Raw genomic sequence first — 13,383 nt, 5'->3', positions numbered from 1 at the left:
GTGCGGAGGGTGTCGGATGGGGCAAGGGCACCGTGGATGCCGGGGAAGCCTCTGACGGGCGGCGGCGTCGCCGTTTTCCATACGGCGTATGGAACTACCTCCAGTGGTACCATACGTCGTATGGAAACTCCAAAGAAGGCTCCCCGGGGGACGAGAAAGAGGGACGTACCTCTCACCAAGGACGGCATCTTCACCAAGGCCCTGGAACTCATCGACGCCGACGGAGTCGAGGCGCTGACCATGCGCAAACTCGCGGCGGCGCTGGACGCGAACCCGATGTCGCTGTATCACCACGTGCCGAACAAGGACGCCGTGCTGCGCGGCGTGACCGAGCGCGTCGGCTCGCAGTTCCGCACGCCGGAGCGGGAGGACGCCCCCTGGCAGGACCGGCTACGCCAACTGGCCCTCGATTTCCGCGCCTTGGCGCACCGCCACCCCAGGCTCATGGGGTACTCCTTCGGGCGCGCCGACTTCATCCAGCCGGACGACCCGTTCTGGCGTGGACTCACCGACACGCTCTCCGCCTCCGAACTGCCCGCCCCGGAAATCCCGCGCGTCGCCGCCACTCTGGGCGCCGTGTTCACGGGCCTGCTGGTCAGCGAGCTGACCGGAGCGCTGCAGCGGTGGAGCACCCTCCCGCCGGCAGCGGCCGGCCCCGGCGGGCAGGAGGCACCCGCACCGTCGGACGACGCGGTCGACACGATGTTCAGCTGTGCGCTGGACGCCGCGATCGCCGGCGTGGAGAACCACCCAGCGCGAACCCGCGCGAAGGGATGACAGACGAGAGACAGCCGCGCGACTCCGGGCAGTCTCCCCCTTGTGCGGCCCCGCAGTGCCGCGCGGCCCGATGGAGCGGCAGCGACCGCCCTCAGACCCCGTCGTCGGAGCCGGACCCAGCACCAATCACGGCAGAGGACATCGATGACCACAGCGCTGCGGACGCCTCGCCGGCCAGCGCCTCCAGCAGGCTTCCCGCCCGGGAAAGCGGCCGACGTGCACCGCAGCCGTTCCCGGCCAGCGGAGTGAACCCGTGTCTGCCAGCCTGGTCGCATGGGTTCCCATCGGCCGGCCGTCGGTCGGCCCCGGCGGCAAAAAAAGGGGGTGCGGTGGTGGCTGGAGCCTAGGCGCGTCCCCGGGCAGTGGTTGTGACGAATCCACGCTCGGGCGGAGGCAAGACCGCCCGTTTCGACCTGGTCGACCGGGCTGAGCGTATGGGCGCACGTGTCTGGTCGACCAGTGCCGAGCACGACGCGGCGTCACTCGCCGGGCTCGCGGTCCGGGAAGGGGCTGAGGTACTGGGGGTCGCGGGCGGAGATGGAACGGTATCGGCCGTGGCCGCAGTGGCCGCCGCCACCGATCGGCCGTTGCTGGTGCTGCCGGCAGGCACACGCAACCACTTCGCCCGGGATCTCGGCCTCGACATCCGCAACCCGGTGTCCTCACTCAGCGCCCTGATCGATGGCGTGCCCACACGTGTGGATCTCGGCTTGGTGGGCCCGCACGTCTTCGTCAACAACGTCTCATTCGGCCCCTACGCCGACGCCCTGCTGGAACCTGGGTACCGCGAGGACAAGGCGCGTGCCCTCGCTTCGGTCGCACCGGATTACCTCGCGGGAAGGCAATGCGTCGAGGCCGACGTGGACACCCCGCGGGGGACCGTCCGGCGCCCGCAAGTCGTGCTGGTCTCCAACAATCCGTACCACCTCGCCACCCCGCGCTACCTGGGGCGTCGCTTCACGCTCACATCAGGACTGCTCGGCGGCATCGTGCTCAAGCGCCCGGCCGACACGCCGCCGGATCTCCTCCGGCACCTTCGCGGTGAGCTCCTGCGGCGGCAGCCCGGTCCGGGCACGCCAGGTGATGCGGCCATCGTCTGGACGGCGGCCGGCATCACGTTGCACGGCCGGGGGCGGCAACTGCGCGCAGGGATCGACGGCGAATCCCTGACACTGCCTCTTCCCATCACGTGCGAGACCCGGCCAGGTGGACTGCAAGTGCTGCTGCCGAGAGACCGGCCAGGAGTCCCACGGGAGCCGGTACCCGGGCGCCCGAGAGCGCCGCGTGACCGCTGAACATCGAACTCAGGGCTGGCGGCGTGGCGCGGCGTACGCCCGTGGCGCACAAGGACACGCAACTATTCACATACGTGAATGCAAATCAAGCATCTATCTATTGACGCGTCCACAGCAAGCACTTACCTTCTCAGCGAGAAAGCGAGCACCCCGCACAGAAAGCCCCATTCCCCGCAGGAACCACCCGCCTCCCTCGGTGCGCCAGGCGGCCTCCCGCACACGCCACATCGGTTGATATACTGGCAGGGACGATATATCAACCGGGTTCCGGGAGGGTCTAATGTCCAGGACGCTGGTCGACATCGATGACGACAAGCTGGCCTTCGCCCAGCAGCAGCTCGGCACCAAGACCAAGCGGGAGACCATCAACCGCGCGCTGGCCATAGCGTCGGCGATCAGCGCGGACGACCGGGCCCGGGCCCTGCGCTGGCTTCAGGAGAACGCCGACGCGTTCCTCGACTTCGACGTCTTCGAAGAACGGGAGCGCTCCGGGCTGTGACCTATCTCGCCGACACCTCCGCCGTCTGGCGACTGCTGCGAGGCCAGATCGGCGCGCCCTGGCCCGACCGTGTGGCGCGAGGTCTCGTCGCCGTCTGCCCGCCGGTGGAGGCAGAGCTGATGCCCGGCCTACGCGCCGACCGCGACTACGAGCCGTTCTTCACCATGCTCGGCCAGACCTTCGGCTGGGTTCCGGTGCTCGACGACCCATGGCCCAAGATCATCGACGTGCAGAGGGACCTGGTGAGGATCGGCCATCACCGCGGGCCCTCGCCCCTCGACATCCTGATCGCGCTCACCGCCGAACACCACCGCCTGACCCTGGTCCACGTGGACGACGACTTCGCCGCCATCGCGAAGGTCCGGCCCCACCTGTCCATGATCCGAGCGCAGCCGAAGACCGGCTGAACCGGGGCGCGACAGGAGCGGCCAAGAGGTCAGCTCCGCGACGCGTACGCCACGAAGTGCGCCCAGGCACCGGGCGTGAGCGCCAGCCGGGGGCCTTCGGCGTTCTTGGAGTCGCGGATGTGGATGGTGCGGGGGGCTATGGCGATCTCGACGCAGGAGTTGCCGTCGGGGCCGTCGCTGTAACTGCTCTTAAACCAGACCAGTTCGGAAGCATCCCCGGCAGAAGCCTTGCGGATCATGTTTCTCCCAGCGCTTGCTCGATGAAGGCCAGCGACTCACGCGGCGTGAGAGCCTGCGCACGGATGGTCCCATACCGCAGTTCAAGGATCCGCAACTGCTTCGGATCCGAAGTCGGCCGGCCGTTGAACGCGCCGTCGGAACGACCCGCCGCCGTGCCGTCGGCGAACTTCAGCACCTCGATCCTGCCGTCCAGCCCAGGATGGGCCCCTGCGCTCGTCGGCATCACTTGAAGCGTGACATTGCGCAGCCGCCCTGCTTCCAGCAGATGTGTGAGCTGCTGACGCCACACCATTGTGCCTCCGACCCGCCTGCGCAGCGTCGCCTCTTCCAGGACGAAGCTGAGAGCCGGAGCAGGCGACCGCTCGAAGATCGACTTCCGGGCCATGCGAGCGGCGACCAAGCGCTCCACCTCCTCTTCCGAGTACGGCGGCTGCCACGCCTCGAACAAGGCTCGCGCATGCTCCGGGGTCTGCAACAGACCGTGAATGCTGAGCCCGACGTATACCCCGATCTCAACTGCCCTAGCCTCAAGCTCCGCCAGTGCCCGCACGCTCTTCGGATACCGGACCCTCTTCACGTCCTCCCAAGTGGCCGCGATGAGCCCACCCGCTCCCAACACCTCGTCGGCCCTGTCCAGATACTCCTGCCGCGGAATCCGCTTGCCGCCCTCGACCTTGTAGACCAGGTCCTCCCCGTACCCCACCGCCGCCCCGAACTCGGCGGCACGCATCCCCACCGCCTCCCGCCGCAGTTTCAACTGCCGCCCCACCGTGGTGATGACGGCGACGCCCCACTCGTCGTCCGGGTCCACCTCCCACCCCGGCTCGTCCGCCTCGTCCCTGACCCGTACCGCCTCACCGTCCACCGGCATGCACCCCTCCGTCGTCCCGCGCCGTACCGCCGCGTCCTGCCCGTACCAACCGCTCCGACAGCCCGGACAGCACCGGACAAACACCGGACAGTCACCGTACGCATCCACTCGATCACTCCTCACGGTAGGCAGGAACAGCCACGCTGAGTGACGTGAATCAGGAAACCGCCGAGCCCAGGGCCGCCGAACCGGCGTGCCACTTCCCCCACTTCAGCGTGCTGCTGTCGTCCACACCCCGCGGTGCCCGCCTCGCCCGCCTGCTCGCGGACGCCCGGCTGCTCAACTGGGGAATCCCGTCGGACGCCGCGCGCCACCTCGTGGCCGAACTGGCGGCCAACGCCGTCACCCACGGCCGCGTCCCGGGCCGGGACTTCCGCCTCACGCTCTACGTGGTCGACGGCACGCTCCGTATCGAGGTCACCGACACCCGGTGTGAACGCCTCCCCCGGCTCCAACAGCCCGCTCCCGGCGCCGAGTCCGGCCGCGGCCTGCTCCTCGTGGACGCGCTGGCGGACCGCTGGGGCGTGCGGGAGGACCGCTTCCCGCGCAAGACGGTATGGGCGGAACTGCGCTGCGCACCACCGGAACCCGCCCCCACGGGCCCCGGTCCCGACGGCTCCTTTTCCCAAGGAACATGAGGAGAAAGAAACCCCACCAAGCCCCACCCCTCCCGCCCGAGGCCCATGCTCACTCGGGCGGGTGAACATCCACGGCTCGGCTGGATTTCGCGGCCCTCAAGTCCCCTACATGGTCGCCTTGATCGAGAAGTAGGCGGCCTGGTGACCAGGCGCCACGGCTCACGCCGCGTGCCGTCGGCGAGGGTGACGGTGACCCACGCCATACGGCACCCGATCCGCCGAGCACGTCACGCTTCGCGCGACGTGCCGGAAACCGGAAAAACCCCTACGAACAACCCCCGGCAGCATTGACGAAACAGACAGGGGCACCCCCCGGGTGACCGAACCCGTAGTCCGCACGACCCTGTCACGGTCACGCTGGGCCGCAATGGCGGCGGGTCTCGGCGCACGGCTGCGCGATGTATGAAGCATTGGGTACCTTTGTATGGAGCAGATCTTATGGAGGTGCCCCATGTCCGCCACTCAGATCGACATCGACGACGAGGCTCTTGCCGACGCGATGAGGCTGTCCGGTGCGAAGACCAAGAAGGAGATGGTCAACCTGGCGTTGCGTGAGTACGCCGAACGTCGGCGGCGCACAGAGGCACGGCTGCGCCATCTGGAGCGCGCCCAGCATTGGGACGAGGACGGATTCTGGCGCCGCCACGAGGCGGAGAAGGGATCCGCTGACGGGGACCGGGCAGAGAAGGGCGTCGCCTGACCGTGATCCGCTATCTCGCCGACTCGACTGCTGTGTGGCGGCTCCAGCGCGACCGCAAACTCAACGATCTCTGGGCCCACGAGATCGACGAAGGAGCCATCGGGTCGTGTGCCGCGCAGCGGACCGAGTTCCTCCAGTCGGCACGGAACCTCGACGAGTACGACCACATGACCGATATGTTCGCCGATCTGTACCCGGACGTTCCGGTCCCCAAGGGGGCCTGGCGCTGGATCGAGGCGGCCCAGTACCGGCTCGCCCAGCGGGGACAGCATCAGAGCCTGTCCACGGTCGACTGGCTGGTCTGTGCCACGGCCGCTCATCACGGGCTCGTCGTCCTGCACGACGACCACGACTTCCGAGCCGCCGGCCGCGTTCTCACGGACATGGTGGAGCGCAACGTCTTCGCGACTGACCGCGAGGCCGACCGGCAAGCCGCAGGACGCGGCTGCGAACACTCCTGCGCCGCGGAGTCGCCTCGTGGCCCCCGACACCCGCACCGCACATAATCCGCTCGCCCGTCACCGCCCCCGCTCCTACGCTGATCAGGTACGTCGGCTGTCACGGGGGAACGTTCACCATGCGTACGCACTATCCGCGGACCCGGCATCTGCCCTGGTCCCCCGGCGCGACCGCCGATGACCTCCGGGTCACCGACCTGTCCGGGCTGCGGGGCCGCGAGGTCGTCGTCACCGAGAAGCTCGACGGCGAGAACACCACGCTGTACGCGGACGGCCTGCACGCCCGGTCGCTCGACTCCGCCCACCACCCCTCCCGGACCTGGGTCAAGGCGCTCCAGGCACGCATCGGCCACGCCATTCCAGAGGGCTGGCGGGTGTGCGGGGAGAACATGTACGCCCGCCACTCGATCGCGTATGACGCCCTGGAGAGCTGGTTCTACGGGTTCTCGGTGTGGGACGGGGACGGCCGCTGCCTGGCCTGGGACCCCACGGTGGCCTTCCTGCGCGGGCTCGGGATTCCCGTACCGCGGGTGCTGTGGCGGGGCCCGTTCGACGAGCGGGTGCTGCGTGCGCTGCGGCTGGATCCCGGGCGGCAGGAGGGGTATGTGGTGCGGGTCGTGGACGGGTTCGGCGCGGAGGAGTTCGGGCAGCGCGTGGCCAAGTGGGTGCGGGCCGGGCATGTGCGCACGGACACGCACTGGATGCACGCGGCCGTCGTCGAGAACGGGCTCGGGCCGGGAGCCGCCCTGTGGGCGGTGCGTTCCGGGGCGGCCGTCGAGGCGGCGGCGCTGGAGGAGGCCGTGGGGCTGCCCGGCGAGGGGGACCCGCGGGCCGCCGCCCGGTTCGATCCGGCGGAGCGGGCGGGGGACGAGCGGCTCGCCGGCGTACTGGCCGCGCTGCTGCACCGCGGCACGCGGGCGCGGCTCGCGGCGCGGCTCGCCGGGGCGGTGGGCATGCCGCTCGCGCGCCGGGTCGCCGATCTCGTGGGGCTGCACCCGGCGCTGCACCGGCCGTATCCGGACGAGGAGCGGCGGCCCGGCCTGGCGCGGATGTCCCACGCCGCCGACCTCGGTCTGCTGCACGCGGTCGCCCGGGCCACCGCGGAGACGGACGAGGCACGCGAGCAGGTGGAGTGGTCGGCGCTGCACGCCGACGACATCACGGCCATGGACGAGGGTGCGGTGCGGGAGGCGTTCGCCGGGCTGCCGGCCGACGCCGCCGCCCGCTGCCGGGCCGAGGCGCGCAGGGCGTACGCCGAGGGGCGGATCGCCGGTGCCGAGGAGGCCGTCGCCGCGACCTGGCGCTGGCGGTCGGGCGCCTTCCCGAAACTGGTCCAGACGGTGGGTCCGGCCGGCAGCGGCAAGAGCACCTTCGCGCGGGCCCTCCCGGGCGTGGACGCGTACATCTCCCTGGACGAGCTGCGTGCGGCACGCGGTGCGCGCGCCGACCAGCGGGCCAACGAGGAGGTGCTGCGCGAGGGGCTCGACCGGCTGGGCGGGGCGCTGGCCCTGGGCGGGAGCGTGGTGTGGGACGCCACGTCCCTCACCCGGCAGCAGCGCTCGCTCGTGCACGCGGTCGCCCACCGCCACGACACCCTGATCACTCAGGCCGTGGTCCTGGTCGACGAGGAAGAATTGATACGGCGCAACGCCCGCCGCGAACACCCGGTGCCGCCCGAGGTGCTCACCGCGCAGCTGCGCCGCTTCCGCCCGCCGTACCCCGGCGACGCTCATCGCACCTGGTACATCGGGGCGGGCGGAACCGTCGAGGAAGAGGTCTGACCGGTGCGTACCAGCGAGGAGATCTACCACCGGGTGCGCTGGGACGCGCGCTTCGACCCGGCCCGCTTCGTGCTGGGCATCCTCCAGCGCGGGGCCGCGCCCGAACGCGTTCCGCTGCCCGCGTTCGTGCCCGGGGGCGAGATCCCCTGGCACCGGGTGCTGTTCTTCGAGGCCGACGGCGAGGTGGTGTGGGACAGGACCACGGGTGTGGACCGGATCGACGCGACGGAGGCGGGGCGGGTGCGGGACGCCCTGCTGCTGCGGCCGCCGTTCTTCACGGCCCGCGCACCGTACGCGTGGGACGGCGCGGCCTGGGTGCCCGCGCGCTCGCCGAGCGGGTCCGCGGCCGGTCCGGCGGCGGGCCCCGGCGGGGTGCGCGTGCTGACCTGGAACACCCTCTGGGACCGCTACGACGCCGACCGCATCGACAGCGCCCGGCGCAGACCCGCGCTGCTGCGGGCCCTGCGCGACGCCGACGTGGACGTGATCGCGTTGCAGGAGGTCGAGGCGGACCTCGTCGCCGTGCTGCTGCACGAGCCGTGGGTGCGGGAGAGCTGGACCCTGGGGACGGACCCGGAGGGGCCGGACGTGGAGCGGTGCGGACTGCTGCTGCTGAGCCGGTTGCCGGTCCGCGAGGCCGCGTTCCACGAGCTGGGCCCGCACAAGGCGGTGACCGCCCTCGTCGTCGAGGCGGGCATGCGTCCCCTCGTCGTCGCGACGACGCATCTGAGCAGCGACCACACCGAGGACGGTGCGGGCCGGCGCGATGCCGAACTGACCCGGATCGCCGAGGGGCTGGCGGGCCTGGATGCCGACCTGATCGTGATGGGCGACTTCAACGACGGCGATGACACACCCCAGACGGCACTGGGGATGCGGGACGCGTGGAGCGAGGCGCACGGCGCCGACGACACGACCCCGACCTTCGACCCGGGCAACAACCGGCTGGCCGCGGTCTCCTCCCTGACCGGCCGGGCATCCCGGCTGGACCGGGTGCTGCTGCGCGGGGAGGGACTGCGGGTACGTCGGGCCGAGCTGTACGGCGACACGCCCACGGCGGAGGGGCTGCACATCTCCGATCACTACGGCGTGCGGGTGGAGATCACATCGGACGCGCCGGAGGCGGACGTCCTGCACCGTCCCGACGCACGGCCGACGCCCCGCACGGCGCTGGCGTGGATCCCTCCCCGGGAGCTGTGGCCGCCGCTGCAGGACATCCGCCGGGAGCACGACCCGCAGATCCACCGCTGGCCCCCGCATGTGAACCTGCTCTTCGGATTCGTACCGGAACACGCCTTCGAGCAGGCGGCATCGGTGCTCACGACGACCACCACGGCTCCCTTCGACGCCCGGCTGGAGGGCGTGCACTGGTTCGGCCACCGGGACGACGCCACCGTGTGGCTCGACCCGGCCGCCGGTGCCGAGGAGCCGTGGGCCGAGCTGCACCGCGCACTCGTGCGCCGCTTCCCCACCTGCCGGGGCCGCCGCACAGGCTTCACACCTCACCTCAGTCTGGGCCGCACCACCGACCCGAACGCACTGGCCGCCGTCTGCGCGGCACGGCTCACCCCGATGCCGGTCAGGGTCGGCGAGCTGGCGCTGCTGTCGCGGCGCGGGGACGAGCCGATGCGGGTGCGGGGAACGGTGACGCTGGGGACGGGAGAGGTCCACTGGGCGGAGGAGGCCGCACCGGACGCGGCCCGCTCCGTACTCGACGCCGCCATGGCCGCCGACACCGCCGTGGCCGAACGGGTCACGCGCCGCGTCGAGGACGCGCTCGGCGACGGCGTCGTGCACGTCGTCGGCTCCCGGCGCATGGGCTGCGCCCTGCCCGGTGCGGACCTGGATCTGGTCGCGGTACTGCCCGGCACGGTCGAACCGGCCGCCGTGCAGGCGCGATTGAGGACCGCACTGGACGAGGCCGCGGACGTGCGCGAGGTGGTCGGGGCACGCGTACCCGGCCTGCGGCTGCGGCTCGACGGGCTGGACGTGGACCTGGTCGTCGTCGCCGCCGGCTCGATGGATCCCGCCGAGGCGGTGGACCGCCGGGCCGAGCTGGGCGAGGCGGCGGCGATCGCGCTCAGCGCCGTGACCGACGCCGACGCGGTGCTCGCCTCGGCCGGGGGACACGGGTCGGCCTTCGCCCGGCTGGCCAGGCAGGTCAAGGCATGGGCGAAGGCGCGGGGCCTGGACTCGGCGCCGTTCGGGGGCCTGCCGGACCTGGCCTGGTGCGTCCTGGCGGCCCGCACCGCGGGTGAGGCCGGCGACCTGCCGCCGGCCGATCTGCTGCGGCACTTCTTCGCCACCTGGGCGGCCTGGGACTGGCGCGACCCCGTGGGCTCCGTGGGCGGGCCGCCTTTGCCCCTTCCCCTCACCATCACGACACCGTCCGCCCCGGTGCGCCCCTGCACGGACCAGGTCACGGTGGGGATGCGCGACCTCGTCACCCAAGAGCTGTTCCGTGCATGGGAATTGCTGGACGCGGCCACGGAACCGTACCCGTGGGCCGAGCTGCTCGCACCTCCCCCGCTCCACCGCCGCCACGCGGCCTGGGCGGTCGTGACGGTGGGCCCGGGCGCGGAGGAGGGCCGGGCCCGGGGCAGGATGCGGGCCCTCGTCGCCGATCTCTCGGAGGCGGCCCCGGCCTGCCACGCCTGGCCCCGCCCCTTCTCCACGGCCCCCGCCCGCTACGCCATCGGCCTGGGCCCCACCCCGCCGACCGCCGATCACCTCGCGGCGGTCGCGGAGCGCCGGCTGCGCGGCCTGGCCGGGGTCACGCTCACGAGGGCCGAAGGAGGCGAGGTTCCCACCCTGCGCTGATCGCCCTGGCGCGGGACGCGTGGCGGGAGGTGGCCGCGTCGTCGTGGCGGTCACTCGGGGTCGCGGTTGAACTGCGCCTTCGACCAGCCGTGGCCGAGGACGGCGAGGCCGAGGCACCAGACGATGGTGATCCACCAGTTGTCGCCGATCCCGGTCCCGAGGAGCAGGCCGCGCAGGGTCTCGATGGCGGGGGTGAACGGCTGGTACCGGGCGATCGGCTGGAACCAGCCCGGCATCGCGTCGACCGGGACGAAGGCGCTGGAGATGAGGGGCAGGAGGATCAGCGGCATCGCGTTGTTGCTGGCGGCTTCGGCGTTGGGGCTGCCCATGCCCATCCCGACCGCGATCCACGTGAACGCCAGGGCGACCAGCGTGAGCAGTCCGAAGGCCGCGAGCCATTCCAGGGCGGTGGCGCCGGTGGTGCGGAAGCCGATGGCCACGCCGACGGCGCCGACGAGGACCACGCTGGTGATCGCCTGCAGCACGCTGCCGACGACGTGTCCGAAGAGCACCGAACCACGGTGGATCGGCATCGTACGGAAACGGGCGATGATGCCCTCGGTCATGTCGGTCGAGACGGACACCGCGGTGCCGATCGTCGTGGAGCCGATGGTCATCAGCAGGAGGCCCGGAACGATGTAGGCGATGTAGGCGGAGCGGTCGCCGCCGCCGATGCCCGCGCTCATGGTGCCGCCGAAGATGTAGACGAAGAGCAGCAACAGCATGATCGGGGTGAGCAGCAGGTTCAGGGTGAGGGACGGGTAGCGCCGGGCGTGCAGGAGGTTGCGGCGCAGCATGGTGGCCGAGTCGCGTACGGCGAGACTCAGGGAGTTCATCGGACAGCCTCTTTCCGCTGGTTCGGCCGGCCGGGCCGGTCGGGCCGGTCGGGGACGTCGGCGCCGCCGGTCAGGGCGAAGAAGACGTCGTCGAGGTCGGGGGTGTGCACGGTCAGCTCGTCGGCCTCGACGCCGGCCGCGTCGAGCCGGTCGAGGACTGCGCGCAGTGCGCGCTGGCTGCCGTCGCTGGGGATCTGCAGCGCGAGCGCCTCGTCGTCCCGGGTCACGTCGCGCAGCGCGGAGGCGGCGCCCTGATACGCGGACGGGTCGGTGAAGCGGAGGCGGACGTGTCCGCCGGGGACGATCCGCTTCAGCTCCTCGGCGGTGCCCTCGGCGGCGATCCTGCCGTCGTTGAGCACGGCGATGCGGTCGGCGAGTTCGTCGGCCTCTTCCAGGTACTGGGTGGTGAGGAAGACGGTGACGCCGTCGGTGACGAGTTCGCGGATGATGCGCCACATGGTGTGGCGGGAGCGCGGGTCGAGGCCGGTGGTCGGCTCGTCGAGGAAGATGATCCGCGGGTTGCCGACCAGGGTCATGGCGATGTCGAGGCGGCGCCTCATGCCGCCGGAGTAGGTGGAGGCGGGCTTCTTCGCGGCCTCGGTGAGGTCGAAACGCTCAAGCAGTTCGGCGGTGGTCCGCCTGCCCTCGCGCTTGGAGAGGTGGTGCAGGTCCGCCATCAGGAGCATGTTCTCCTCGCCGGTGATCAGGCCGTCGACGGCGGAGAACTGGCCGGTGACGCCGATTGCGGCGCGGGCCGACTGCGGACGGGTGGCGAGGTCGTGACCGCCGACGAGGATCTGGCCGGAGCCGGGGTCGGGGGAGATGAGGGTGGAGAGGATCTTGACGGCGGTGGTCTTGCCGGCGCCGTTCGGGCCGAGCAAGGAGAAGACCGTCCCTTCCGCGACGGCCACATCGATGCCGTCGAGGACGGTCCTGTCGCCGTAGGACTTGCGCAGCCCGTTCGCCACGATGGCCCAACTGGTCATGAGAGGTGCTCCCAAGGCTCGCCGTTTTCAATATTGAAAACGCTACGTTGCATTCAGTCATGTAGCAACGGTTCTGTTGCGCACTATTGCCATAACCGCAGATAGAAGCATCAATTTTGTTGCAATGATCCTGCCGGATAATGCAATGCCGCACAGATGCCCGTTGCAATGAACCGAAGTGAACGCTAAGCTGGGCGGGCCACAGGCCGTCAGGGAGCACCGAGGAGACCGCGATGCCGGGAGGCAGGCTCACCCAGCAGGAACGCCAGCAGATCGCGCTGGGCCTGGCCGACGGCCTCGCCTACGCGGAGATCGCCCGGCGCCTGGAGCGCCCGACCTCGACCGTCACACGCGAGGTCATGCGCAACGGCGGCCCCACCGCCTACCGCGCCGACCTCGCCCACCGCGCCACCGAGCACCGCGCCCACCGCCGCCGACAGGCCGCGCCCCGGGGCACGAAGGCGCCCGCGCAGGCCCACGGGCGCGACGCCGAGGCGGTCCGCGCGTACGAGGAGACGTTCACCACCGCCATGATGCAGTCGGGCATGCCCAAGATGATGGCCCGGGTCATGGCCGCCCTCAGCCTCACCGACACCGGCAGCCTCACCGCGTCCGAACTCGTGCAGCGCCTCGATGTCAGCCCGGCGTCCGTCTCCAAGGCGATCGCGTTCCTGGAGAGCCAGGGCATGGTCCGCCGGGAGCGCGACGAACGCCGCCGCGAGCGCTATGTCGTCGACGACGACATCATGTACCAGTCGATGATGGCCAGCGCCCGGTCCATGGCCCAGATCGTCGAGACCGCACGGCAGGGCGCCGGCATCCTCGGCCCCCACACCCCCGCCGGCGTCCGCTTCGAGAACATCGCCCGCTTCCTCGACTTCGTCGCCGAGAGCACCGCCCGTGCCGCGGAGCAGGCCCGCGAGATCCTCCACACGAAACCCGAGACCAATCCGGACGGCACCTTCACGCCCCCGGACCGCGCCGCCGAGCCACGGTCGGTCCGCGGACAGACGGCCGCCCACCTCCGGACGCCCGGCCCGGCACCTTCCGCACCGGGAGCATGACGGGCCTGCGG

At 71.3% G+C, this 13,383-nt stretch carries 13 protein-coding genes and 1 pseudogene; 10 read left to right on the top strand and 4 right to left on the bottom strand.

All coding sequences use genetic code 11. The features are described from left to right. Positions 1 to 120 precede the first annotated feature (120 nt). The 4 genes from ACZ79I_RS23685 (at position 121) to ACZ79I_RS23670 (ending at position 2,978) form a co-directional block, all read left to right on the top strand. Entirely contained in the window at positions 121 to 777 is a 657-nt protein-coding gene (locus ACZ79I_RS23685; protein WP_471499482.1) for a TetR/AcrR family transcriptional regulator, read from the top strand. Between the two features lie 362 nt (positions 778 to 1,139). Then, positions 1,140 to 2,072, top strand: coding sequence for a diacylglycerol/lipid kinase family protein (locus tag ACZ79I_RS23680; RefSeq protein ID WP_471499481.1), 933 nt, complete (start codon positions 1,140 to 1,142; stop codon positions 2,070 to 2,072). Between the two features lie 280 nt (positions 2,073 to 2,352). After that, positions 2,353 to 2,571, top strand: coding sequence for a type II toxin-antitoxin system VapB family antitoxin (locus ACZ79I_RS23675; RefSeq protein ID WP_471499480.1), 219 nt, complete (start codon positions 2,353 to 2,355; stop codon positions 2,569 to 2,571). Continuing rightward, positions 2,568 to 2,978, top strand: a complete 411-nt coding sequence (locus ACZ79I_RS23670; RefSeq protein WP_471499479.1) for a PIN domain-containing protein — start codon at positions 2,568 to 2,570, stop codon at positions 2,976 to 2,978. The genes ACZ79I_RS23675 and ACZ79I_RS23670 overlap by 4 nt, the downstream gene beginning before the upstream one ends. A 29-nt stretch (positions 2,979 to 3,007) precedes the next feature. Here ACZ79I_RS23670 and ACZ79I_RS23665 read toward each other — a convergent pair whose 3' ends face one another. After that, positions 3,008 to 3,217: a DUF397 domain-containing protein gene (locus ACZ79I_RS23665; RefSeq protein ID WP_471499478.1), complete on the bottom strand. Its 210-nt coding sequence runs from the start codon at positions 3,215 to 3,217 to the stop codon at positions 3,008 to 3,010. Continuing rightward, the gene (locus ACZ79I_RS23660; protein WP_471499477.1) at positions 3,214 to 4,089 is read right to left on the bottom strand and encodes a helix-turn-helix domain-containing protein; all 876 of its coding nucleotides are present in this window, start codon (positions 4,087 to 4,089) and stop codon (positions 3,214 to 3,216) included. Before ACZ79I_RS23660 ends, ACZ79I_RS23665 begins: the two co-directional genes overlap by 4 nt. Positions 4,090 to 4,241: 152 nt before the next feature. Between ACZ79I_RS23660 and ACZ79I_RS23655 the strand changes: the two genes are divergently transcribed. The 5 genes and pseudogenes from ACZ79I_RS23655 (at position 4,242) to ACZ79I_RS23635 (ending at position 10,486) form a co-directional block, all read left to right on the top strand. Beyond that, a complete protein-coding gene (locus tag ACZ79I_RS23655; RefSeq protein ID WP_471499476.1) occupies positions 4,242 to 4,727 on the top strand; it encodes an ATP-binding protein in 486 nt (161 codons plus the stop codon). Positions 4,728 to 5,178: 451 nt separating this feature from the next. Then, on the top strand, positions 5,179 to 5,427 hold the full coding sequence (locus ACZ79I_RS23650) for a type II toxin-antitoxin system VapB family antitoxin (RefSeq protein WP_471499475.1): 249 nt from the start codon (positions 5,179 to 5,181) through the stop codon (positions 5,425 to 5,427). A gap of 2 nt (positions 5,428 to 5,429) precedes the next feature. Beyond that, positions 5,430 to 5,828: pseudogene (locus ACZ79I_RS23645) on the top strand (PIN domain-containing protein); the annotation flags it as partial. Between the two features lie 176 nt (positions 5,829 to 6,004). After that, entirely contained in the window at positions 6,005 to 7,666 is a 1,662-nt protein-coding gene (locus ACZ79I_RS23640; RefSeq protein WP_471499474.1) for an RNA ligase family protein, read from the top strand. Between the two features lie 3 nt (positions 7,667 to 7,669). Further along, positions 7,670 to 10,486: an RNA repair domain-containing protein gene (locus tag ACZ79I_RS23635; protein WP_471499473.1), complete on the top strand. Its 2,817-nt coding sequence runs from the start codon at positions 7,670 to 7,672 to the stop codon at positions 10,484 to 10,486. Positions 10,487 to 10,536: 50 nt separating this feature from the next. On the opposite strand, the gene ACZ79I_RS23630 is transcribed toward ACZ79I_RS23635, so the two are convergent. Together ACZ79I_RS23630 and ACZ79I_RS23625 are read right to left on the bottom strand one after the other, a co-directional pair. Beyond that, positions 10,537 to 11,322, bottom strand: a complete 786-nt coding sequence (locus tag ACZ79I_RS23630; RefSeq protein WP_471499472.1) for an ABC transporter permease — start codon at positions 11,320 to 11,322, stop codon at positions 10,537 to 10,539. Then, complete coding sequence (locus ACZ79I_RS23625) at positions 11,319 to 12,308, bottom strand: ATP-binding cassette domain-containing protein (RefSeq protein ID WP_471499471.1); 990 nt, start codon at positions 12,306 to 12,308, stop codon at positions 11,319 to 11,321. The genes ACZ79I_RS23630 and ACZ79I_RS23625 overlap by 4 nt, the downstream gene beginning before the upstream one ends. Positions 12,309 to 12,541: 233 nt before the next feature. On the opposite strand from ACZ79I_RS23625, the gene ACZ79I_RS23620 reads away from it, so the two are divergent. Further along, the gene (locus tag ACZ79I_RS23620; RefSeq protein ID WP_471499470.1) at positions 12,542 to 13,372 is read left to right on the top strand and encodes a GbsR/MarR family transcriptional regulator; all 831 of its coding nucleotides are present in this window, start codon (positions 12,542 to 12,544) and stop codon (positions 13,370 to 13,372) included. Positions 13,373 to 13,383: the final 11 nt, after the last annotated feature.

This window comes from Streptomyces sp. PSU-S4-23, from assembly GCF_055632315.1.
Note: the sequence above shows the minus strand (reverse complement) of the source record. Positions and strands in the feature narration are given on the sequence as shown.